17 protein-coding genes are annotated in these 23,906 nt (G+C 66.2%); 1 reads left to right on the top strand and 16 read right to left on the bottom strand.

Annotated elements, in window-relative coordinates:
- Positions 1 to 1,951, top strand: a 1,951-nt coding sequence (locus FJY73_09165) for a hypothetical protein (GenBank protein ID MBM3320829.1), incomplete at its 5' end; no start/stop codon positions are given.
- Positions 1,952 to 2,066: 115 nt separating this feature from the next.
- On the opposite strand, the gene FJY73_09160 is transcribed toward FJY73_09165, so the two are convergent.
- From FJY73_09160 to FJY73_09085, 16 genes are all read right to left on the bottom strand, one after another.
- Positions 2,067 to 3,806: a hypothetical protein gene (locus FJY73_09160; GenBank protein MBM3320828.1), complete on the bottom strand. Its 1,740-nt coding sequence runs from the start codon at positions 3,804 to 3,806 to the stop codon at positions 2,067 to 2,069.
- A gap of 134 nt (positions 3,807 to 3,940) precedes the next feature.
- The gene (locus FJY73_09155) at positions 3,941 to 6,148 is read right to left on the bottom strand and encodes a hypothetical protein (protein MBM3320827.1); all 2,208 of its coding nucleotides are present in this window, start codon (positions 6,146 to 6,148) and stop codon (positions 3,941 to 3,943) included.
- Between the two features lie 4 nt (positions 6,149 to 6,152).
- On the bottom strand, positions 6,153 to 6,881 hold the full coding sequence (locus tag FJY73_09150; GenBank protein ID MBM3320826.1) for an NAD-dependent deacylase: 729 nt from the start codon (positions 6,879 to 6,881) through the stop codon (positions 6,153 to 6,155).
- A 94-nt stretch (positions 6,882 to 6,975) separates the two neighbouring features.
- Positions 6,976 to 8,160 carry a hypothetical protein gene (locus FJY73_09145; protein MBM3320825.1) on the bottom strand — a complete coding sequence of 395 codons (1,185 nt, stop codon included), beginning with the start codon at positions 8,158 to 8,160 and terminating at the stop codon, positions 6,976 to 6,978.
- Positions 8,161 to 8,229: 69 nt separating this feature from the next.
- On the bottom strand, positions 8,230 to 8,379 hold the full coding sequence (locus FJY73_09140; protein MBM3320824.1) for a hypothetical protein: 150 nt from the start codon (positions 8,377 to 8,379) through the stop codon (positions 8,230 to 8,232).
- A 551-nt stretch (positions 8,380 to 8,930) separates the two neighbouring features.
- Positions 8,931 to 12,368: an LPS-assembly protein LptD gene (locus FJY73_09135; GenBank protein MBM3320823.1), complete on the bottom strand. Its 3,438-nt coding sequence runs from the start codon at positions 12,366 to 12,368 to the stop codon at positions 8,931 to 8,933.
- Positions 12,365 to 13,255, bottom strand: a complete 891-nt coding sequence (locus FJY73_09130) for an acetyl-CoA carboxylase carboxyltransferase subunit beta (GenBank protein ID MBM3320822.1) — start codon at positions 13,253 to 13,255, stop codon at positions 12,365 to 12,367. The genes FJY73_09135 and FJY73_09130 overlap by 4 nt, the downstream gene beginning before the upstream one ends.
- Positions 13,256 to 13,259: 4 nt before the next feature.
- Positions 13,260 to 13,724 carry a ribosomal protein S18-alanine N-acetyltransferase gene (gene rimI / locus FJY73_09125; protein ID MBM3320821.1) on the bottom strand — a complete coding sequence of 155 codons (465 nt, stop codon included), beginning with the start codon at positions 13,722 to 13,724 and terminating at the stop codon, positions 13,260 to 13,262.
- 5 nt (positions 13,725 to 13,729) lie between these two features.
- A complete protein-coding gene (gene tsaB / locus FJY73_09120; GenBank protein MBM3320820.1) occupies positions 13,730 to 14,398 on the bottom strand; it encodes a tRNA (adenosine(37)-N6)-threonylcarbamoyltransferase complex dimerization subunit type 1 TsaB in 669 nt (222 codons plus the stop codon).
- Positions 14,395 to 14,853, bottom strand: a complete 459-nt coding sequence (gene tsaE / locus FJY73_09115) for a tRNA (adenosine(37)-N6)-threonylcarbamoyltransferase complex ATPase subunit type 1 TsaE (GenBank protein ID MBM3320819.1) — start codon at positions 14,851 to 14,853, stop codon at positions 14,395 to 14,397. The genes tsaB and tsaE overlap by 4 nt, the downstream gene beginning before the upstream one ends.
- Positions 14,854 to 14,863: 10 nt before the next feature.
- Entirely contained in the window at positions 14,864 to 16,411 is a 1,548-nt protein-coding gene (locus FJY73_09110; protein MBM3320818.1) for a response regulator, read from the bottom strand.
- Between the two features lie 265 nt (positions 16,412 to 16,676).
- Positions 16,677 to 17,975 (bottom strand): HAMP domain-containing histidine kinase, encoded by a 1,299-nt coding sequence (locus tag FJY73_09105; GenBank protein ID MBM3320817.1) that lies wholly within the window; start codon positions 17,973 to 17,975, stop codon positions 16,677 to 16,679.
- A gap of 60 nt (positions 17,976 to 18,035) precedes the next feature.
- Positions 18,036 to 19,304 carry a serine--tRNA ligase gene (gene serS / locus FJY73_09100; GenBank protein ID MBM3320816.1) on the bottom strand — a complete coding sequence of 423 codons (1,269 nt, stop codon included), beginning with the start codon at positions 19,302 to 19,304 and terminating at the stop codon, positions 18,036 to 18,038.
- 151 nt (positions 19,305 to 19,455) lie between these two features.
- Positions 19,456 to 20,457 carry an undecaprenyl/decaprenyl-phosphate alpha-N-acetylglucosaminyl 1-phosphate transferase gene (locus tag FJY73_09095; GenBank protein ID MBM3320815.1) on the bottom strand — a complete coding sequence of 334 codons (1,002 nt, stop codon included), beginning with the start codon at positions 20,455 to 20,457 and terminating at the stop codon, positions 19,456 to 19,458.
- A gap of 105 nt (positions 20,458 to 20,562) precedes the next feature.
- Entirely contained in the window at positions 20,563 to 21,498 is a 936-nt protein-coding gene (locus tag FJY73_09090; GenBank protein MBM3320814.1) for a radical SAM protein, read from the bottom strand.
- A 44-nt stretch (positions 21,499 to 21,542) separates the two neighbouring features.
- Positions 21,543 to 23,570, bottom strand: a complete 2,028-nt coding sequence (locus FJY73_09085; GenBank protein ID MBM3320813.1) for a M6 family metalloprotease domain-containing protein — start codon at positions 23,568 to 23,570, stop codon at positions 21,543 to 21,545.
- Between the last annotated feature and the right edge of the window lie 336 nt (positions 23,571 to 23,906).

The following is a 23,906-nucleotide window of genomic DNA, read 5'->3' as shown; positions in this document are numbered from 1 at the left end:
GGGGAGCCACCCGGCCTGGGGGGCCTGGTGGTCCTCGGGCGACCTCCGGCTGAACGGATGGGGAGAGTCCTGGTGGTACTGGGAGGATCCGGCGCCGCACTTTCCGAACGTCGCCTCGTCGGTTCTGATCCCCGCGGGCGTCTCCGTGGACACATACGGGGGCGGACAGGCGTATTGCGGCAGCTTGACGCTGGGAACGGGGGCTCTCTTGCAGAGTCCGTACGCCAACATCATCATCGGCGGTCCGGCGCTCGTGAACGACGGCACGATCGAGCTCACCGGAGGAGGCGGCACCTATGGTGGGTTCGAGGTGAACGGTCCCATTGCGATCAGCGGAGAGGGAATGATCCTTCTCGCGCCGGGGCGGTTCTTCACTTGGTCCCCGCCGATGGTCCTCACGATCGGCTCCGGACAGTTCATCCACGGCACGGGTCAGTTCGGCTCCCTTCCCTACGGGAACTACCACGGAGTCGATCTCGTCAATCACGGGCACATCCAGGCGACGAGCACGACATCGGCGCTCGACATCTACGGCATGGACGTCGCGAACGACGGGACGGCCGAGGCGACGGGCGGCGCGACGCTGAGAATCTGGGGAGACTGGGATAACAGCGGCGGCGAGCTCCTTGCCAGCGACGGCGGGGTCATCTACCTCTGTTACCGGGCCGAGCACGCCGCTCGGATCCGGGGCGGCACCCTGCGCACCTCCGGCGGCGGCGAGATCCGACCCCTGGGCGGAGGCCCGAGCGTCGAGAGCGTGACCATCGACGGCACGTTTCACGTTCTCCCATACGAAAGCACGCACATGGCCGGTGCCATCACCAACCTCGGCACGATCAACAACGAGTGGAACGCCATCATCAAGGTGGACAGCACGCTCACATTCGCCGGCATGGGCACGATGCTCATGGGCGATGGGAGCTATTTCCGTATGCGCGAGTGGCCTGCCCAGAACGCTCGCGTCACAAACGGACCCGAGCACATGATCGAGTGCTATGGCGGGCGGTTCGGTTCACCTCCCGATTACTACAACGGAGACCGTCGTATCGAGCTCCTCAACGAGGGAACGCTCCGCGTCTTCAGCTCGAGCAACCCTACCGCCTTCCGCGTGACCGGCGCGGGCTTCGAGAACCGCGGCGAGCTGATCTTCGAGCCGGCCCCCAACGTCAACGCGGGGATCTGGGGCAAGTTCCGCCAGACCGCCGGCCGGCTCGTGACGAATGACGGTTTCATCAGCTACGACAGCGCGTTCACCTTCAGCGGGGGATTGCTCACGGGGAACGGCTATCTCCAAGGTGCCGTCACGCTCGGGGACTCGGCCGCCGTGAACCCGGGCGCGGAGGACGCGGCCGGCACCTTGAACATCTGGGGGCCGATGAGCCTCACGGACGGCGCCACGCTCGTCTCCCAATGGTCGCGGAACGCGCAGGATCTGCTCCGGGTGAACGGGCTCCTGACGGCGACGGGGGCGCTCACCGTCCGCGTGGTCTCCCTCGGATCCGGACCGATGACGCCCGCGGACTACACGGTGCTTCGCGCGAATAGCCGCAACGACCAAGCGACCTGGGTGCTCGAGCTCCCCGCCGGTTGGAGCAGCTCCGGGCTCGAATGGGTCGGCAACGATCTCGTCGTGCGAGGTCTCACGAGAAAGGCCGCGATTCTCCTGGCTCCGCCCGTCGCCACGCACCTTCGCGCGGCGCCGAACCCGTTCAACCCGAGCACGACGATCGAGTTCGTGAACCCCGCGGATGGACAGGTGGATCTCTGGGTAAGCGACGTCCGCGGCCGGCGCGTGCGCACGTTGCTCGACGGCTTCCATCGGGCGGGCGAACGCTCCGTCCGCTGGGACGGCCTCGATGACCAGAGCCGGCCGGTCGGCTCGGGCGCCTACTTCTGTGTCCTGGATGCCTCGGGCGAGCGGCGGACGATCCGGCTCACGATCATCCGGTAGACCCCGGGACCAAACTCTCACTCGGGGGCGTGGTTCCGCGCGTTCCGCAGTCACGCAACAAACGGAACTACGTCCCCGGTTTTCCTGGTCCCCGGTTCTAAGTCCCCGGTCTTCGTTATCTTGCGACCTCGATCCCCGCGCGGCCGGGGCCGAGGACGAGCGACCCTTCCCATCGCCCGAGGCGAAAGCCCTTCCATCCGACGCGGATTCCCGCCGCTTCCCGCCCGCCGCCGAAGAAGGCGAAGGGAAGGGAGCCGGGGAGCGCCGGCGAAGGAAAGGCAATCGACCGTTCATCCATGAAGAGATGGGCGAAGGAAACCGAGACCGTGCCGAGCGGGCCCCTCTCGAACGACGCGAGGAAAGAGACGCCGAGACCGGTCTTCACGATGTCCGACCCCGGAAGCGACGAGGCGGCTCCCTTCGCGTCGATGCGAAAGCGGGCTGGGCTTCGAACGAGGGAAGCTCCGAGCGAGAGCGCGAGCGTTTCCCCGGCGACGCGGCGCCCCTTTCGCACCTCGCTTCGCGTTCCTCCGGACGCTCCCAGGGAGAGGACCGCTCTGCCGAACGTCCGATCCGCGTCGACTGCCCATTCCGTTCCGAAGACCCTCCCCTCCGAGTTATACGTGCGATCGAAGGAAGCGTAGCGATGATGCCGAAGCGCGATCGTGCTCCTCTTTCCGGCCGGCGCTTCCAGAAGAAGAAGCACCCCAATCTCGCCGGAGGGCTCGCTTCCCAATCGATGAAAGGCGGTGCTCCGCGGAGCGTGGAAGCGCCCCGAGAAGTTCCGGAAGCGCACGAGCCCCTTCGCCGCACCGATCGAGCGCCTGAGGAAGACGCGCCCCGCGGACCCGCCCGGCGTCGAGTGCGCGATCTCGCCGATGAAGAGAGTCCGCCGCCCGTCGAGCCGGAGGTCGACCGACGAGGCGAGGAGCCGATCGCCGCGGAACGCCTTCGGCTTTCGGGCCGCGCTCCCGCCTCCGAGCGGCGGGCGGAACAGCGCCCCGGCCGCGGTCCATCCGAAGCGAACGCGCCCGCGCCTCTCCTCCCAACGAAGCCCGGCGATCCGCTCGTGAAGACGATCCCTCCGCGCCTCCTCCTTCTCGTCGCGATGAAGTCCGGAATCGTCGATCGAAGAGACGCGCCCTTCCGTATCCACGCGCGCGTCTCTTTTCGTTGACGTAAGAAGAAAAAGAAAGTCCCGCGAGAGGCTCGTCCGGCGGAGACCCACGCCCCGGTGCGCGGCGCTCTCCATCCGCGACCGGTACGGCGAGAGACGGCTCGATTCGTACGGCCCGAAGTCGGACGGCACGCCGAAGGGCGCGCTCGTCCCGACGAGAAGCCCGCTCCCGAGACGCACCGAGAGATCCCCGGCGACCGCCGCGAGGCGCCGCTCCGACCCTCCAGCGATCGACCAGGAGACGAAGTCGTCCAGGCGCCGCTCCCCGGGATCCCTCTCCGCGAAGAGAAGAGCGGACACGCCTCCCGCGCGCACCTCCGCGCACTCCGCGAGACGCAGCCCCGCCTCCGTCCGCTCCGCCCGCTGGCGGAACGAAAGACCGATCGAGCGGGAAGGGGAGAACGCGAGACGATCAGGAAGGGAGTCGACGGGGACCGCGAGAAGATCGGCGAGATCCTCGCGGGACGCCAGAGGGCGCGCGCCGCGGGCGGCTCCGATTCGCGCCGCCCCATCCCGCCCGACGAACGGGAGCCGCGACAGGAGGGAAAGAGGCGCCCCGTTCGGATCGATCGCGCGCGGCGCGCTCCGAGGAGGAAGCATCTCCTCCGGATCTTCCGACGCGAGGGAGGGCGCCGGGACCATCGCCCCGACAAGAAGAAGAAGCATCGAGAAGCGCATGACAAGAGGCGACCGGGAGATTGCAAACCTGGATCATGCACGCGCTTTCGTCGCGAGGACGCGAAGCGAGAAGACCTCGTGGGAAACGCCGCGAACGATAGCGGATTCTTCGTTTCCGCGCAAGGGATTGCGGATTACGAGAGCCCGTAGCGCTTGCGGAGAAACCACTCGGTCGAGAAGAGCGCGACGAGGAGAACGAAGAAGAGGGCGTGGTTCCAGATCTCCCTCTCCTCGCGGACGCGGCGCGCGCGCGCCGTGAGCCCGAGATCGCCGGGCCAGGACGCGATCTCCTCCGCGGGAAGAACCTCTCCGCCGCTCGCGCGCGCGACCCTGCGCAGAAGACCGTCGTCCCTTTCGGTCTCAAGGAACTCGGCGCTGAACTCGCCGACCGTGAGCTCGCCCGAGTCTTCCCCAAGGGAAAGGTCCCCGCGCGCCGCGCGCGCGAGATACGAGTACTCACCGGGCGCGAGAGGGCCCAGCACCCGACGGTACGCGCCCGGCTCCGCCGGATCCGGCTCGAGGAAGAAGCGCCTCTCCGCGCCGTCCGGACCGGTGAGCGTCCCCTCGACGCGCGCGTCGGAGATCGGGACGAGCGACTCGTCGGCGACGAGCGCGCGGAACGCGACCTGCTCGCCGCGGTCGTACGTCATCCGCTCCGGCTTCACCGTCACGTTCCGGAAGCCGTCGCGCGCGACGAGCCAGCGGATCGCGTTCGACCAGAAACGGTCGTAGATTCCCTCGGCGGCGCTCCCCGCGCGGACGCGAAATCCCCATCTCCACATGCCGCCGCCGTTCACGAAGAGGACGCGCCCTTTCCCCGCCGCGCGGAACGCGAGGACCGGCCCCTCGGAACCTTCGACGTCGAGCCTCGGATGCGACGCGAGAAGGACGCTCCCCGGACGCGCCGGTCCGATGCGATTCCAACCGAGAAGGGGCGGAAGCTCGCCCCAGATCTCCTCCGTCCTCTCCGCATCGGGATGCACGCGGAGCATCGGATGCCGTTTGCCCGGCTCGGTGAGGCGCATCGCGAAGGGGGCCGGATCGTGGTCGATCCCCCTCTCCGGCGGAGCGACCGGCAAGAGATCCGCGAGCGGGGGCGGAACCGATGCGATCGGATCCGCCGCGAAGAGAACAAGCGCGCCGCCCCGTTCGCGCACGAAACGCTGGAGCCGCTCCCCCCAATCCCTGCCGGCCGCGTCGGGAACCCCGACGAGAAGAACGAGGTCGGTCCGCGCGAGCTCCTCGTCGCCGTACGGGAAGGAAGCGATCTCTCGATCCCCGACGGAGCGCGGCTTCCCATCCCTTCCTTGCACGAAGAAGCGCGCGCGGACGTTCGGATCCCGCTCGAGCGTCCTGCGGAGAAACGCGAAATCCCACGAGGGCTTCTCCGCGGCGATGAGAAGCTCGAGCCGCTCCTTCACCACTTCAACCGTAAAGAGAACGCGGTTGTTCTCCGCGAGCCGCTCCCCCTCCCAAACCGGGACCTCGACGGCGTAGCGGCGGACGCCCGGTTCCGAGACCTCGAAGGAGAACGGGACCGTTCGACTCTCGCGTCTCCCTTCGAAGCGAACGCGCTCCTCCGCGAGCACGGTCTCCCCTTCCTTGAGAAGCACGCGAACCTCTTCTCCCGCGAATCCCTTCGCGCGGATCGTCGCCTCGGCGGCGACGCGGCTCTTCACGTAGACGAGCGGGTTCGCGAGGACCTGCTCGACCGCGAGATCTCTCGGCGGGGTCGGATCGCCGATCGGAATCGGAAAGACCGGGATGCCGATCTCCTCGGCGACACGCACCGGGTCGCGCCCCGCGTTCACGATCCCGTCCGTGAGAAGGACGATCCCGTCGAGACCCCGCTCCCACGACGCCAGGGCCGCCCCTTCGAGCGCGCGCGAGAGATCGGTTGCGTCGATGCCGAGCTCCCCCTCGGAGCTCTCGAGGCCCGCCGCGAAACGGCGTTCCGAGACCTCGTACCGCTTCCCGAGCTTGGCGAGAATCGAGTAAGGCTCCTCCCGAAGAAGGCGTTCCGCGACCTCCGCGCGCCTCGTCCCCTCCTCTCCCTCCGCGGCGCGGTCGGCGATCCCCATGCTTCCCGATGCGTCGACGAGAACCGCCACGCTCGGCCGGATCGTCTCGACCGACTCGCGCACGAGAAGCGGATCGAGGAGAAGAAGAGAGAGGACGCCGAACGCCGCGAAGCGGATCCCGGTGAGGAGGCGGCGGGCGCCGTCCGGAAGAGGCGGAAGCGTCCGCCGGTACGCCCAATACGCGGCTAGGAACGAAAGGGCGAGCGCGAGAAGAAGAAGAACGGGATGCCCGCGCTGCAACGAGAGCGTGAGGCCGCCCACCGGACTATGACTCGCCGGGGAAGGCGCGGCCGGCGAGGAGAGGGAGGATCTCCGCCGCTTTGCCGCGCAACGAAAGATCGGCGTGCGAGGAGAGAGGGCTCTCCTCGAGATTCACCTCGACGACGCGCGCGCCGCTCGTGCTCGCGAGAAGCGGGAACGAGGCCGCCGGGTGGACGAGCGCCGACGTCCCGACAACGAGGAAGACCGAGGCGCGAACCGATGCGCCGTGCGCCTCGAGGATCGCGTCCTCGGGAAGCGCCTCGCCGAACCAGACGACATCGGGGCGCATCCGGTGGCCGTTTGCGCAGAGAGGAATCGTCTCTTCTTCCGCTCCCGTGAGCGGGCGCGTCGAACCGTCGACCGGGCAGCGCGCGCGGAAGATGTTCCCGTGAAGCTCGACGACGCGAACCGATCCCGCCCTTCGATGAAGACCGTCGACGTTCTGGGTGATCAACGTGAAGAGGTGCTTCGCGCGCTCGATCCGAACGAGCGCCCGGTGCGCCGCGTTCGGCTCCGCGGCGGCGATGATCCTCTGGCGCCAGCGATACCACTCCCAGACGAGAACCGGGTCGCGCTCGAACGCCGCGGGGGTCGCGAGGTCCTCCGCGAGGTGCTTCCGCCAGAGACCGTCCGCCCCGCGAAACGTCGGAACGCCGCTCTCGGCCGAGACGCCCGCTCCCGTCAAGACGGCGATCGACTCCGCCTCGCGGATCAGGCCGGCTGCGACTTCCATCGGTTCGGACAAGGAGAAAGGCTCCTCCGGCCTCTGGGGCGGCCGATCGCCTCGAGGGGGAAAAGAGGGCGCGCGGGCCGGCTCTTGAACCGTGCTATCCGGTTCGACCCCGAAGCCCTGCGGCGCAGCTGACCTTCTTCAAGAACTTCGCATAATCGAAGTCGGGGCTCCACTCCTCGGTGTGGCACTTCCGGCAGGTCGCCTCGTCTACTCGCTTTCTCTCGGCTCCGCGGGCGTGCTCCGTGCCCATTCCGTGGCACGACTCGCACTGGACGTTCCAGAGACCCGGGTCGAGGGCGGTCTTCGAGTGCCCCCCCTTCTCGCCGAACCCGACGACATGACAGTTCCAGCACTCCGGCTTCTCCCAGTCGTCGCTCTCGGCGATCGTCTTGAACGCGCCGGCATGGGCGGTCGTGGACCAGAACGCCTGAACATCCGCGTGGCAGAGAGCGCAGGCGCCGCCCCCGATATGCGAGGCGGCGAGGACCTTCTCCTCGGGCGGCGCCGCGGCGCTTTGGTCCGCGCTTTCCTTCGTCTCCGGCGTCTCCGGGAGCTTCCGCGCGACCCGGTTGCCGTTCTCGTCCAACTCGAGCGCGTCCCACAGGATCTTCCGAAGGAACTCGTCGTATGGACCGTCATCCTGTTTCATGTCGAAGGAACGGCCCTCGACCTTTCGGATCTCGCCTTTCTCGACGGTCAGGGTGACCTCGCCGAGCGAGTTGCTGCGCGATCCGCTCGCCGCGAGAACGACTCCCTTCTCCTTCTTCGGCTCCTCGAGTTTCCGCCCGTCGTGGCCGACGAGAATCACGTCGTACTCGGGGAGCGAATCGACGAGCTCCCCCGCCTTCTCGAGACCCATGTGCGCGAGAAGGACGAACACGTCCGCTTTCTCTTTCCGCATCGCCTCAAGCACGTCGCGGGAGCGGGCGACCGGATCCTCGATCTCGATCCCCTCGCGCTCCTTCAGCGTGCTCGGAATGACCGCGCTTCCTCCGATCGTCGCGGTGACGCCGACCTTGATCCGGCCGACCTTCACGATCCGATACGGATCGAAGCGCGTCTTTCCCGTCCCGATGTCGATGATGTTGTTCGATACGGCGGGAAGGTTGTGCGCATTCAGTTCTTGCTCGAGCTCGTCGAGACCCCAGCTGATCTCCTTGTCGCCGATCGCGAGCGCGTGGTACCCCATCCGCTCGAGCGACTGGAGGGTGAGGGGCGTGTCGTATCCGTAGGAAGCTTTCCTCCGGGCGATGAAGTTGCCGGTATCGAGGACGAGCACTTCGTGCTCTGCTCGCCGCGCCTGAATCTCGCCGGCCCGCCGGGCCAGCCCACCTTTCCCCTTCCCGTGTCAGCCGCAGGGCTTCAGCTCGCCCTCGGTCTCGGTGGAGAAGAAGATCGTGAACGTCTGGGGGCCCCTCTCGCCGAAGAGGCCGAAGAGGGAGCAGCCGCCCAGAACGAAGAGGGCGAGCAGAAGTCCGATCGGAGAGAGCTTTCTCATGGTAATGGTTTTCCTTCCTCTCGGGGTCGACCGGGGAGTCGAACCGCACACGGGATCTAACGTTAGCACACGCCCGGGGGCGTGTCAACTGGAGGTTGCCGCGCGCCGCGCGCGGCATGTTTGAGCAAGCGAGCCTCACCCTCGGCTCCGGAGCTTCCCCTCTTCGCTGGATCGGATCCGCCTCTCCCTGAATTCGGTACCTGATACCCTGTTTCCGATACCCTGTTTCCGGGCAATGACTCGACTGTTGGGAATGCTTCCTGCGGGGAAATGGGGTATCAGGTACCGAATCGTGAGAACGGAGAGCTCCGAAGCAAGACCGCTCCCGGCGTTTGGTTCCCGCCGTCCGACGACCGCGCCACGCGCGGGTGGCGGCCACGGGCGCCCGCGACGCGCGCAGCGACAGCGAGCACGGCAGCGGGCGGATGGCCGACAGGACCCGCGCCCCCGACGACTCAAACACGCGCAGGTGACAGCGGCAGGCGTCCCCGAGGAGCGCAGCGCCCGCTGCCCCGATCGTTCGTGACGGATTGGGCCGCAGGGGCGCGCCCTCAGAAGCCGAGCCTCCTCTCCCCCTTCTCGTAGTAGATCTCCGGGTGGGCACGGATGCGCACGTTGAAGTAATACTCCCACTCCCGGCCCGAGTATCGACCGCGGAAGCTCGCCTCCCAGCAATGGAGATCGCGGCGGATCCGGAAACCCTGGCTTACGGTCTTCCGCTCCTCGAGGTCGTAACGGTTCTCGTAGTCCACGTCCCAACCGGAGGTGAGACCGAGACCGAGGCTCGTGTTCAGCCACTGTGTGAAGTTTCCCCGTTGTGCGCCCCGGGAGAAGCTGTGCGAGACCTGGAGGTTCCACGGAAGCACGGAGGAATCGTGAGTCCTTCTTCCCTGGCTCTGATAGTCCCCTCGATACGGATCGGTCCCCGGATCCTCGAAGGGGGACCGATCGGCGCCCGCGGCTTCCTCGAGAAGCTCGCCTCCATCTTCGGGCGCGGGGGCGGCGGGCCGCCCGGCGCCCGGGCCGAGGGCGCCGTCGAACCGGAACCCGGAGCGGACCGAGAAAGAGCGGAACGCCCACCCATACGGATCGTGAGAGACCGATGCTTCGGAGTTAAAGAAGTTGACCGGCTGGAAGCGAAGGGACGAGGAGAGATCCGACCACGGCTTCTCCCCCCGGCTTCGGTCCCTCTCGAGATCGTAGGCGATCGAGTTGGAGAGCATGAGGAGCTGATCGTTCTTCCGCTCCTCCCCGCCGGCGAGGTACTTCGTTTGCAGCTTGTTGTCGAGGCTGAGCGCGAAGCTCCGCGCCGCCCGCTGCGAGGAGCCGAATCCCCCAAAACCGGTGAAGCGGTCCTTCTCGACCCCGTCCTCGACGTAGAAATGGTTCGGGTTCTTCGGACGGTACGTGAACGAGAAGGCGGGCGTGATGATGTGGCGGAGTCCGACGAGCGGTCCGATCCTCGGGAAGAAGGTGCCGTACACGTTCGTGTTCACGCTCGTCGAGGCGTTCCACATCCCGCGGCGCACGCGCTTCTGGCCCAGCTCGTCCCGGTCGTACCAGGTCTCGCTCCACTGCATGCGCGCGCTGTACCCGAGCCACTCCCCAAAGCGCCGGGAGAGGTTCGTGCTCATGTCGTGGCCCCACCCGGCGCGGTCCTTCCGGACATCCCCGTTTCTCTCTCTCGAGTTCAGGAGGCGCGAACTGTATTGATAGTAGATGTCGTTGTACCAGCGGCGGGTTGAAACCTCCCCCGGGCGAGTCTCGGGAGGAGCGATCAGCTCCCGGCGGTTCATCGTGAATTGGAGCGACGGAAGCGTCTCGTCGATCCGGTCGCGGTCGAGCTGCTCGGTCCTCGTGAGCTGCCCGCTGAACGACATGTCCTTCCATCGCTTCTTCAAGACGAGATCGGATTTCAGCGTGCGGTCGAGCTCCTGGAGGGTCGTCGACTGCTCGACCCGATAGAGCTTGTCGGAGACGAAGTTCGCCCGCATCGTGAGGTCGAGGTTCTCGCCGAGCTCCTGGTTGTGGTCCGCCTGCACGCTCCAGCGTTTCCTTCCGCTCGCGGAGCTCTGGTAGGAGGACCGGGCCGATCCGCTGAGGAGATAGCGGACCCGATAACGCGCGTCCAGGTAGGCGATCCAGTGCGAGTTTTGGAAAAAGTCCCCGCGGAAGGTGAGATCCGCGTAGTCGTTGACCGCCCAGAAATAGCCGCCGTTCCGGATGAAGCGCCCCTTGCTCTCCGAGAAGCCGAACTCGATGTTCGGAAGGAGGAACCCGCTCGCGCGCCCCCCTTTGAGCGGGAAGAGGTAATGCGGGAGCGCGAGGAGTGGGATGTCCGCGATGTGTAGAATGATGGGGCGCACCACCGTCTTGTCGTCGAGATAGATCTTCATCCGGTCCGCGCGGAAGTAGTAGTGCGGATTCTCCTCTTCGCAGCTCGTGTACCGCCCCCCCTCGAGGAGCAGCGTCTCGTCGTTCAACCGATGAATCTTCGATCCATAACAGATTCCCTGTTCGTATTTCGTGACCCCGTCGTGGATCGTTCCCTGGCCCTTGTCCACGTTGTAGACCATCCGCTCCCCGTCGACGCGCTGATCCGCGTCTTGGAGCACGGGACTTCCCTGCGCGGTCACGATCGAGCGGTCAATCTCGTAACGGATCCGTTCCGCGTCGAGCTTCATCGTCCCGCGCTCGACGTGCGCGTTCCCGCTCAGATAGACGCGGTTTCGGACCACGTCGAACCGGACATCGTCTCCGCGGTAGCGGGTCTTCTCCTTCTCCTCCTCCTCCGCGGTCTGTTCGATCCCTCCCGTGAGGTTGTCCCCCGACGCGCTCCCCACCACCCGGATCTCCTCGAGCTCTTCATCTTTGAAGAAGAAACGGATTGTGTCGCCGATCGCTTGGTTCCCTTCGCGCGTCCCCGCCGCGCGATCCTCGACGCTTCGATCGCTCGCCGCCCCCCCCACCGCCTCGACGGTGCGAAGCTCCCCCTTCTCGAAGCGGAGCGTGATCCGCTCGGCGCGCACGCCTCCCCTCTCGACGCGGATCGAATCCTCCCGAACGCTCGCGAGCGATGCGTTCCCGATCACGTCCACGCGCTCGACCTCGTCCCCGTCCTCGGAGAAACGGACCGCGATCGAGTCGCCCCGCATCGTCTCCCCATCCCGCTCGAGCGACGGATTCCCCGAGAGATAGACGGCGCTCGAGTCCCCCTCCATCACGGTGCGCGCGGCGAGCGTGCGGACCTCGTCGTAAGCCCCCTCGGTCGAGCCGATCGCGGTGATCCGCTCCGAATCCGTTTCGATCACAAGCGTGTCTCCGCGCAGCGTTCCGGTCGTTCGCCCGAGCGAATCGAGCTCCTCCGCGACCGCCGCACGGGTCACCACGATTTGATCGGAGAAGAAACGCGCCTCGCGCCCGCGCACTCGGTAGAGCTCGCGGAGAAGCTCGAGGAGGACTTCGCCTAGCGCGATCCCCTCCTCGTCGTCCGTCCGGAACTCGAGCGTGTCGGCCGAAACGAATCGGGCCGTGTCGACCACCGACACCTCGCCCGTGAGGAGAACGCGGTCCCCCTCCCCTTCCTTCCCGAAGAAGAAGAGGCCGCGGTCCGCGGCGATCGTGCGGTTCGCGTCGACGATGAGAACGCCGGAATCGAAAGTCAGCGTTTCATTCGAGAGATCGAGCACGGCTTCCGGGCCAGCCGACCACCCGCCGCCTCGATAAACCCGCGCCGCCCCTTCGAGAAGGAGAAGCCCGCCCGTCTCCCGCCAGGCGCCCCGATCGCCGAACGCGGCGACGCCGCGGCTCCGGTCGAGGAAGCGGACGTTCCCGACGATCTCGAGGACGCTCGTCTCGCTCCGGAGATCGCGACCGATCAAGCGGTCGCCGGTGATGAAGAGAGGCTCCTCCGGCGGCGGGGCGCCTCGCGCGAGAAACGGCAGAAGGAGAAGGAGGAGAAGGAACCGCAGCCCGGGCTTCTCGTTCACCGCCTCTCCGTCTCCCCGGCGGCGCTCCCTTCCGGCCTCGGGGATTCGGGATAGGGAAAGTACCGAAGAACGCGCGCGAGCAGGCTCTTCAGGTCGCGGCGGGAGACGACGAGATCGACCATGCCGTGGTCGAGAAGAAACTCGGACCGTTGGAAGCCCTCGGGGAGATCCTGCCCGATCGTCTGCTGGATCACGCGCGGGCCGGCGAAGCCGATCAGCGCCCTCGGCTCGGCGAGGATGAGATCCCCCTGCATCGCGAAGCTCGCGCTCACGCCGCCGGTCGTCGGGTGGGTGACGATCGAGATGAAGGGAATCGCCTGCTCGGCGAGCTTCCCGATCGCGACGCTCGTCTTCGCAAGCTGCATGAGGGAGAGAATCCCCTCCTGCATGCGCGCGCCCCCCGAGCAAGAGAGAATGATAAGCGGACGGCGCGTGGCGAGCGAGAGGTCCGCCGCCCGAACGATCTTCTCGCCCATCACCGATCCCAGGCTTCCCCCGCCGAAGGAGAACTCGAGAACCGCGAAGACAATCGGAATCCTCTCGACCGTGCCGGTGCCGGTTCGGATCGCTTCCTTGAGGCCGGTCTGCTCCTGATACTTCTTCAAACGGTCCGGGTACTTCTTCGAGTCCTTGAAACGGAGCGGGTCGAGCGGCTCGAGATCCTGGTCGATCTCGGAGAAACTCCCCTCGTCGAGGAGAATGCGAACGTACTCGGCGGAGCTGATCCGGAAATGAAAGCCGCATCGGTCGCAGATCCAGAAGTCCCTCTCCAGCTCTTTCCGATAGAGGATCTCTTGGCAGAACTCGCAACGCATCCAGAGCCCGTCCGGGACGGCGCGCTTCGCCGGCGTCTTCAGGCCTCTCTCGCTCTTCTTGAACCAGGCCACTCGATTACTCCGATGCGGGATCGAGCTCGCGCAGCATCACGAGCGCATCCTCGCCGTTTCGATAGTACCCCCGGCGGATCGCCACCTCGCGAAACGCCCGGCTCCGATAAAGACCGATCGCTCGCGCGTTCGAGGGACGGACCTCCAGCGTCGCGACGCCGCAACGCCGCCCCCTTCCCTCATTGAGCACGCGGTCGAGAAGCCTCTTGCCGACTCCCGCGCCCTGGCGATCCCTTCGCACCGCCATGTTCGCGATGTGAAACTCCGCGCCCACGATCCACACGATCCCGTAACAGACGATCTCTCCGTTCTCCTCTCCAACGGTCGCGAAGGACATCGATCGATCGCGCACCTCCTCGAGGAAGATCCATCGCGGCCAAGGATCCGGGAAGAGGTCTTTCTCCATGGAGAGAATCGCGGGAAGGTCGTTCTCCTCCATCCTTCGAAAGACGATCGTTCCCTCGGCCAACGCGCCTACCTCGCCGCGGGCCGAGCCTCGGCCCCGCGGAGGTAGAGCGGCACGAGATCGTCGATCGCGTCGCTCGCTCCGGAGCGAAGCCGCTCCGCCCCGCGCGCGGCGACCCTCCCCGCGTCGGGGAAGTTCCGCCTCCCCTCGAGAAAGCGCGCCCGATGCCCGAGCCGATCCTCGACGAGCGCACGATACCGAAGGGCGCCCGTCCCGACGAAGAGAACCTCCCCCCCGCCGAGGCGCTCCATCTCGGCTTCGGGCGAAACAGTCCGGCCCGCGCCCGTCTCCTCGCCGCCTCGGAAGACCGTCCCGTGCACCTCGCCGCGCCCCGCGTCCACCCAAACCGCCGTCTCCCCCTCCCACGGGAGGGCCGCCTCCGCAAGGAGGGGCGGGAGCGGAACGCCGACGACCGGGCATCCGGTCGCAAGCGCGAGCCCCTTCGCCGCACCGAGGCCGATGCGGAGCCCGGTGAACGACCCGGGACCGAGGGAGACCGCGACGGCGCCGATCGACGAGGGGTCGAGACCGGCCGCCTCCAAAAGCCTCACGGTTAAAAGGTGAATGTGTTCGGTGCGCCCCCCCTCGCGCAGGTGGAACTCGCCGATCGGTCCTTCCGGTCCGAGGAGCGCCACCCCCGCCCAGCGGGACGAGGTCTCGATCCCGAGAACGATCATGCGACCGGCCCCATCCGAAGAAGCCGCGGGTCGTTCCAGCGAAGCCGGAGAAGACGATCGGTGAATGCCGCGCCCGCCTCAAGCTTCACCACAAGAGCATCCGCGGCGAAGAGCCGTTCAAGAGCCTCGCCCCACTCGACAAGGGCAACTCCCTGTCCCATGCGATCTTCGACGCCGAGGGTATGCCAATCGGAGAGGCCTGTCAACCGATAGAGATCGATGTGGAAGATCGTCTCCCGCCCGCGGTACTCGCGGACGAGAACGAACGAAGGGGAGCGAACTTGCTCCTCGCATCCGAAGGCGCGGCAGACCCCGCGCACGAAGACCGTCTTGCCGCTCCCGAGGTCTCCTTCGAGCAGCACGAGATCGCCGGCGCGAAGAAGCGCCCCGACCTTCTCGCCGATTCGCATCGTCTCTTCCGGAGAGGAGCTCGCGAGAACGAGCGAGGGTGGCACGGCCGTTCTCTCACTTCCGGGGGGTGAGAAGCGCGCAGGGAAGAACCATCTCCTCGAGCGAGATCCCCCCGTGCTGGAAGGTGTTCCGGTACTGCCGTTCGTACTCGTGGAACCGGGTCGGGTAGACGAAGTAGTAGTTCTCCTTCGCGAAGATGTAGTTCTTGCTGAGCGAGCCGCCGGGAAGCCGAAAGTCGCCCGGGTTCTTCACCTTCACCGCCTGGCGCTCGTCGCAGCCGAGGTTGTTTCCGAACTTGTAGCGGAGGTTCGTGGACGTATCGCGGTTCCCATACACGGTGGTTGCTTTCTTCCCGAGGATCGATCCGTGGTCCGAGGTGATCACGACGCGGGCGTCCTGGCTCGCGGCCGCGCGCAAGATCTCGAAGAGGGCCGAGTGCTGGAACCACGAGGTCATGACCGACCGGAAGGCCGCTTCATCGGGGGCGAGCTCCCGAAGGATTTCGGACTCCGACCGGCCGTGCGCGAACATGTCGACGAAGTTGATCACGAGCGCGGCGAACGGGATGGAGAAGAACGACGCCATCTGGCGGCGGATGCTGTTCCCTTCCTCGATGTTGTAGATCTTGACGTAGCGAAGCTGTTGGCGGAGGACGACCTTCTTGCGCGCGAGCTGTGCTTCGAGAAGTTGTTTCTCGAAGCGGTTCTTCCCCCCCTCGTCGGACGCCTGCTCGAGCCACCAATCCGGATGCTTCTCGGCCAGATCCCTCGGGAAAAGCCCGGAGAAGATTCCGTTCCGCGCGTAAGGAGTCGCGGAAGGAAGGATCGAGTAGTAGTAGTCGGTTCGCATGTCGAAGTACGGTTCGAGAAGCTTCTCGATCGCCATCCACTGATCGAGGCGCATGCAATCGACGACGATGAAGAAGACGCGCTGCCCCGCTTCGAGAAGCGGAAGGACGTGCATGCCGACGACGTGGGGAGAGAGGGGCGGGCCCTCCTTGCCGTGCACCCAGCCGGCGTATTCCGATTCCACGTAGCGGGCGAAGGCGGCGTTCATCTCGCGCCGGATGTCCTCCTGCGTCTGTCCGAGACCGATGTTGCGGAAGCGTTCGACCTCGATGTCCCACCGGGAAAGCCGCCGGTGGATGTCGATCCATTCCTTCCACGACGCCCCGTGCGCGAGCGCGCGAATCCGGTTGAACTCCTCCAAGTAGTCCTTCGCCACCTGGCTCGATTCGATCTTCTCCTTCTCGAGAACGCGACGGAGCGCGGACAGGATCTGCATCGGGTTCACGGGCTTGAGGAGATAGTCGTTGATCCGTTTGCGGATCGCCGTGTTGACGAGCTCTTCCTCCTCGCTCTTCGTGATCATGATGACCGGAACGCCGGGATCGATCTCCTTGATCCCCTCGAGCGTGGAGAGGCCGTCCCTCCCGGGCATCATCTCGTCCAAGAGAACCGCGTCGAAGTGCGTCTCGGCGATCCGGCGGATCGCCTCGTCGCCGGAGCTCACCGTCTCCACCTCGTAGCCCCGCTCGGTGAGAAAGATGACGTGCGGCCTCAGAAGATCGATCTCGTCGTCGGCCCAAAGAATCCGGCTCATTGATCCCTTCCGCTTGGTTCTGCTCCGTCTCCACCGATCCGGCGGACTTTGCCCGTCCGGTTCTCTCGATCCCGCAGAGATTCGTCCGGTGTTTTCTCGGCCGGGTCCCGGGGCGAGGGGGTGCCGGCTCAGACACCCCGAGCGCGCCGGACCCACGGCAGGCGGCCGGATCGGCAGGCCCCGGCACGCTCGGGAACTCGCCGGTTCACCCCCTCGCCCCACGCCCCGGCGGCCCCTCACGGAGCACCCTTCTGACGAACTGAAGCTACGCGGGGAGCGTGATCCCTATCACCGTCCCTTTTCCGCGCTGGCTTCTCACGATCGTGATGCGCCCGCCGTGGACCTCCTCCACGATTCTCTTGGAAAGCGGGAGCCCGAGTCCCCATCCGCGGCGCTTCGTGCTGTACCCCGGGTAGAACGCCTTCTTCTGTTCCGAGGGGGTCATGCCGCGCCCGTCGTCCGTGAACGTGATCTTCACCCCGTTCCCCAACCGGTTGTACCCCGTCTCGACGCGGATCGTTCCGGGCTTCTCGGAGAGCGCGTCGATCGAGTTGCGGAAGAGGTTCTCGATCACCCATTGGATCAGCTCCCGGTTCACGGCGACCGGAGGAAGCTCCCCGAATTCCGTCTCGATCGCGATGTCCTTCCCGACCCGGTCGAAACGCTTGCGAAGGTAGCGGAGCGCCTCATCGATCGCGGCGTTGAGATCCTGCGGCTTGAGGCTGGGGGCGGAGCCGATGTTCGAGAAGCGGTAGGCGATCTTGTTCAGGCGGTCGACATCCTCCTCCATCTCGCGCGCGACCTCTTCGACCTCGCGCCGCTCGAGGCCGCGCTCTCCGCCGGAGGCCGCCCGCTCGCGAAGGAGCGTGAGCCATCCGAGAAGAGACGAGATCGGCGTCCCGAGCTGATGGGCCGTCTCCTTCGCCATCCCGATCCAGATCGACCTCTGCTCCCCTTCCTTGATTCCTCGATAGCCGAGATATCCAAGAATCAGGAAGATCGCGACAAGCCCGATCTGGACGTAGGGGACCACGCGAAGCCCGCGAAGAATGGCCGGATCTCCGTAGTGGACGTGGCCGACGAGGGATCCTCCCCTCGGGTCGTAGAAAGCGATCGGCTCCTTCGCGGCGTCCATCTTCCGGGCGAGCGCGAGCACCTCCGCGATCGGGCCCGGCGGCGGATTGGACGGATCCGCGTCGATGAAGTCGCGGTAGGAAACCCGGTCGACCCGGATCGAGATCCCGTTCACTTCGTCGGGAATCCCGTGCCACGTCCAGGGGACCCCGCGGTGGTCGGTCACGATCACGGGGAAGGGAATGTCCTCGATCACCTCGCTGAACACGCCCGAGATCGACTCGTCCTGGGTGGCGGGAAGGATCGTGCCGGCGCAGAATTGGGCGAAGACGCGCGAGAGAAGCCGCGTCTCCTCCTCCAGCCGGCCGATCAAATGTTGAACATAGAAGAAGAAGGCGAGGATCAAGAGCCCGCTTCCGAGAAAGACGTACACGCGAAGAACCGTAGAGGTGATCCGCTGCGGCTCGCCCGTTCTGCGTGGCTGAACCATCTCCGAGCCTCCCGTTCGCCGCGCCTTCGCGCGCCCGAGGCGCGCGGCGGCCGGCGCAGGCTACGCGATTCGCTCCATGCCGTCCATGTAGGGCCGGAGAATCTCCGGAACCTCGACCGTTCCGTCTTCCCTCTGGCCGTTCTCCAAAAGGGCGATCGTCGTCCTCGGAAGGGCGACGCCCGATCCGTTAAGGGTGTGCGCGAACCGGTTCCCGCCGCTTCCCTCGGAACGGTACCGGATGCGCATGCGGCGCGCCTGGAAATCCTCGAAGTTCGAGCAGCTCGAGACCTCGAGCCAGCGGCCTTGCCCCGGAGCCCACACCTCGAGATCGTAGGTGAGCGCGGAGGCGAAGGAGAGGTCGCCGGCCGCGAGCACGACGACGCGATACGCGAGGCCGAGCCGCCGGAGGACGTCCTCCGCGTCGGCGCGGAGCGCTTCCAGAGCACGATACGACTCTTCCGCACGTTCGAACCGAACGAGCTCGACCTTGTCGAATTGATGAAGCCGATTGAGACCGCGGGTCTCCTTCCCGGCGCTCCCCGCCTCGCGGCGGAAGCAGGCGGTGTAGCCGACATACTTTCGAGGTAAATCATCTTCGCCGAGAATCTCGTCCCGATGGAGGTTCGTGATCGGCACTTCGGCGGTCGGGATCAGGAAGAGATCTTCGCGCGGCGAGACGTACATATCCTCCTCGAGCTTCGGAAGCTGCCCCGTGCCGAACATCGAGGCGCGGTTCACGAGATAGGGAGCGTAGACCTCGCGGTAGCCGTGTTCCTTTACATGCAAATCGATCATGAAGCGGATGAGCGCCCTCTGGAGAAGAGCGCCCGCGCCCCAGAAGACGGCGAACCCGGAGCCCGAGGTTTTCGAGGCGCGCGCGAGATCGAGGATGCCGAGCCGCTCGCCGATCTCCCAATGCGTCTTCGCCGGAAAGGGAAAGACCTTCGGCTCCCCCCAGGTCGCGACGATCCGGTTCGCGCTCTCGTCCCCCTCCGGGACGCTCGCGTGGGGGACGTTCGGCATCCACACCGCGAGGTCGCGGAGCTTCTCCTCGACGAGACGGAGGTCCTCCTCGCGCGCCTTGATCGCGTCGGCGGTCGTCCGCATGCGGGCGATCTCGCCCGACGCGTCCTCCCCCCGGCGCTTCCGCTCGGCGATCTCCTCGCTCACGCGGTTTCGGAGCGCGCGAAGATCCTCCGTCTCTTTCGTGAGAGCGCGCCACCTCTCGTCGAGTCGGAGCCACTCGTCCACGTCCGCCTTCTCGTTCTTGAGACGGATCGCGCGGCGCACCTCGTCCGCGTGCTGCCGAATGTATGCGGGATCAAGCAAGCGGAACCTCCCCTACCCGGTCCTCCCCAAGCATCGGTCCGGCGGGGAAGAACGCAAAGACCCCGCTCGGCCGGGACGGCCCCCTCGACGAGGGCGCGCCCCCGTGCGATGCAGGCTAACATGCGCCGAAAGGACCGTCAACGCGCGCCGCCTACTCCACGGGAACCCGCGCGAGACGGCGGCCGCTCCAGAGCGAGACGGTCGCGACGAGAAGAAGCGCCGTCCAGTAGAAAGAACGGTCGCTCGTGAAGGAGAGCGCGACCCCGAGAAGCGCGAGGACGAAACAGACTCCGTAGACGACCGCCGCGGTGCCGCGGACGTTCGCGAGGAGCGTCCACAGCCGATGCGAGGAGTGGTCCTTCCCGGGAAGATAGATCCGCCGCCCGCGCGCGATCCTCGTGAGCACGACGAAGCCGATATCGAAGATCGGATAGCCGAGGATGAGGACCGGCACGAGGAGGAAACTGTGCGAGGTCATGTGCCAGGTCGACATGATCCCGAGAGCCGCGAGCGCGTACCCGAAGAAGAGCGATCCTGCGTCGCCGAGAAAGATGGAAGCCGGATGAAAGTTGAACCGAAGGAACGCGAGCGCGGCGCCGGCGAGGGAGATCGCGATGAGCGCGGGGACCGTTTGGCCGTGGAGGAGCGAGATCGCGAAGAACCCGGACGCGGCGAGAAACGTGATCCCCGCGGCGAGCCCGTCCATGTTGTCGAGGAAGTTGACCGCGTTCATCATCCCGACCACCCAGAGAAACGAAAAGAGGAGATCGAGCGGCGCGCTCGTGATGAGACCGTTCGTGTTGCCGCTGAAGAAGAGAATCGCGCACCCAATGATCTGGCCCGGGAGCTTCACGAGTGGCCCCGTGCCGAAGCGATCGTCCGCGAGCCCGACGAGGAAGACCCAGATCCCGCCGAGGAGGAACCCGACCACGGACGAAGAGAAGTCGGCCTCTTCGAGGCGGGCCCCGCTCAGAAAGGCGGCGAGGAACCCAATGAGAACGGCGAGCCCGCCGAGGAGGGGCGTCGGCTTCGTGTGAACCTTGCGCGCGCTCGGCTGGTCGAGGAACCCCGAGCGGAGGGCGAGCCTCCTCACGATCGGCACGAGAAGCGCGACCGCAAGGAGAGCCGCCGCGAAAGAAAAGACGTAACTCACGACACGACCTCAGGTTGTGTTCACGCTAACCGCACGACTCTAGTCCGGAATCCGTCCGCGTGTCAAGGTCTTTCCGAGAGGGGGATGAGAGGGATCCTTCGAGGATCAACGGTCGAAGCGCCAAAGTCCCGACTCGCGGGCCGCGGAGAACGCGGAGGCGATCTCCTCGCGCGAGGGACGGCGGTCGATCGTCTCGTAGCGGCGGCCGCTGCGAGGAAGCCTCTCCCCCACCCGGTGGCACGGGCGGTACTGATCCATGATGTTGACGTACGTGTCGGGCGAGATCTCTTCCGCGAGCCAGCGGAGAATCGCGCGCGATTCCGCCTCGAGGCCGGGCATCACGAGGTGCCGAACGAGAAGGCCGCGGCGCGCCGCGCCGTCCGAACCCATCGCGAGCGGTCCGACCTGGCGGTGCATCTCACGGATCGCCTCGCGCGCTCGATCCGGATAGTCCGCGGCTTTCGAGAAACGCCTCGCGCTCGCTCGTTCCCAGAACTTGAAGTCCGGCATGTAGATGTCGACGATCCCCTCGAGCAGCCGGAGCGCAACGATCGAATCGTATGCATTCGAGTTATAAACGATCGGGAGCCGGAGCCCCTCGCGCGCGGCGATCGCGACCGCTTCGATCGCTTGCGGAACCACATGGCTCGGGGAGACGAGGTTGATGTTCGCGCATCCCGCGCTCTGGAGGCGGAGCATGAGGCCCGCGATCCGATCGGATGCGACCGGCTCCCCCTCGCCCCTCTGCGAGATCTCCGCGTTTTGGCAGAAGACGCAGCGAAGATTGCACCAGGAGAAGAAGATCGTCCCCGAGCCGCCCCGCCCGACGAGAACCGACTCCTCGCCGAAGTGGGGGAACGCGCTCGAGACGACCGCGCGCGCGGCAGTCTGGCAGACGCCGGTCTCCCCCGCGAGGCGGTCCGCCCCGCACTCCCTCGGGCAGAGCCGGCAGGCGCGCAGCTCTTCCCGCGCCTCCCGCGCCCGGCGCTCCAGCTCCCCGCTCCGGAGGAGCCGGAGGTAGGCCGGCTGGAAGGGATCGATCCGGAAGGGGGTTTCTTCGCGCACCGGCTACTCCGAAGATCGACCTACCGCAAGAGCACCGCCTTCTTCGTCCGCGTCCCCTCGGGAGTCTTGAGCCGGATAAAGTACATGCCTGAAGGAACTTCGACACCGGAGGCGTCGCGGCCGTTCCAGGTCGCGAGGAGAGAGCCGCCCGGGTGCGGCCCTTCCGCGAGAACGTGAACGAGACGCCCCGCGAGATCGTGGACCGCGAGGCGGACCTCCCCCGCCGGGACCTCGGCGCGCACGTGAAGCGTCGCGTTGAACGGCGTCGGCGCGGCGTCGAGAAGCGGCGCCGCGGCGGGCGCCCTCGAAGCGATGCCGGTGCTCACCCCCACATCGATCCGCCAGATGAGCGTGTCGCCGAGCGCGCCGTCGTGGGCGGCGACCCGGACCGTGTCAGTCGTTCCGCCCGCGCCCGCGACGTACACGAACGTCGAGTCGGCGCCCGATTGAGCCACGTTCCCGTTCACCGACCAGACGTACGTCGTCGGGTCGCCGTCCCGATCGACCGCCGCCGCCGAGAAGAGATGCCCGAGCCCCTCCTCGAGCGTCGTGTCGCGCGCCGCCGGACGATGATCGACGATCGCCGGCCACGCGTTCCCGAACCCGATGTCGAAGGTCATCACCGAGTCCGACTCGCTGATGTTCGTGATCCAGATTCCGCTCGGCCCGGTGTACCAATTCGTGTTCGGGGTCGTGTTCGGCGTGAAGGCGTTCTGACCCGGATCCTCTCCCGCGAACGCCGCGCCGATCCGGAACTCGTACGGATACCACCATTCGAAAAACTCGCTCACGCCGTCCCACGGGGTCGACGGATCGTACCCCGCATCCTCCACGATCACCTTGTAGTGCGCGTACGTCGGCTTCCCGTTGTTTCTCGCTATGTTGTCATCGACGTGAAGAACGATAAGGCCTGCATCTTTCGGATTCTGTCCCGGCGTGAACCAAGGAAAGTAGGCGGAGAAGTCCGAATCGAGATGATCGAACTTGGACGAGGAGTTCGAGTTCCGGTTCTCGATGAGGAAGTACTCCTTCGTGCTTCCCGGGCGGCTGATTCGATAAGCGAGCGGGTTCGTGTTCGTCTCGAGGATCGGTAGGCGCTGGGCCGGCTCGCTGAGGACGATCGGCGTCACCCAGCCGAGCTGCTTCTTCGACCAAGCAGAGAGGTGGGACGGATCCTGCCTCGTCCCGTACGACATGATGTTGTACCCGTAGTAGCCCATCAAACACCAATCGACGAGCGGGTGATCGTTCGCGTCGTTCGGCGTGAAGTAGGTCACGGTGTCGAGCTTCGAGTCGTAATCGTAGAGATCCGGAAGACCGAGAACATGCGAGGCCTCGTGCGCGCCGACCCGAATCGTGATGATCGAGCCATCCGCATGCTCCTCCGGATTGCACGAGTAGCGATCGACGATCACGCCGTCGTCGGTCATGTAGTTCAGCCCGTAGACCGCGTACGACCAGATGTGGTTCGGATCGTGCGTCTCCTCCTCGCCCGGTCCCGCGTGAAAGATCCAGACCGCGTCGGTGTACCCGTCCCCATCCCGGTCGTAGTCGCGGAAGTCGACGAACGGGTCAACCAGCGCGAGAAAATCGGTGAACCAGAGGCTCGGCTGGTAGGTCGGCCGCGTCAGCCAGCCGACGACGTCCCCCTCGATCCAGTACGATCCGTATGAGACCTCAAGGAAATACTCCCGCATGCTCCCCGGATCGACGATCCCCTCGCTGAAGAGGAGCGTGTCGTACGCCGCGCGCGGGTGCGCGATCGTGTCCGCCGGGTCGTCGGCCCACTGGCAGAGAAGGACGAGAACGACCCCGGTGTCGGGAGGAACACGCACCTCGACCTCCGCCCTCCGAAGCTGCATCTCTTCGTACGAGACGCCGAGCGCCGCCTCGATCTCGGCCGGCGGAAGATCGTAGACGACGAACCGCGGGTTCTCTTCGGGCAGAACGAGAAAGCCGCCCGCCTCGCTCTTCCCCGCCGTGATCGATCCGCAAAGGAGAACGGCGAGCGCAGCGGCCGCTGCCGAACCTCCGATTCGCGTGCTCACGCTCTTCCCCTTTCGAAGCGGAGGACGTTGTTCCGAAGGTCCCGTTACGAGACTCGGCACGGAACGAACGCAACTGCGCCCCGACACGAGACCGTACAACCGATTGCCATTTCAAGGGTTATGGTAGCACATCTCGGCCCGGAGAGCAAGACGCCTACAAAGACCGATCCAAGGCGCGTCCGGTCCTTCGATCCCCGTCCGCTCTTATGATACGATCGGTTGAGAAACCGATCTCTCGCGAGACGAGGCGGGAGGACCTTCCGCCGGATCCAAGGTGCCCATGATCCTTTACGTCCTTTTCTTTCTTTCCGGGGCGGCGGGGCTCGTGTACGAGCT

This window comes from Candidatus Eisenbacteria bacterium (assembly GCA_016867715.1).
In the GTDB taxonomy this organism is placed as follows: Bacteria; Orphanbacterota; Orphanbacteria; order Orphanbacterales; family Orphanbacteraceae; genus VGIW01.
Note: the sequence above shows the minus strand (reverse complement) of the source record. Positions and strands in the feature narration are given on the sequence as shown.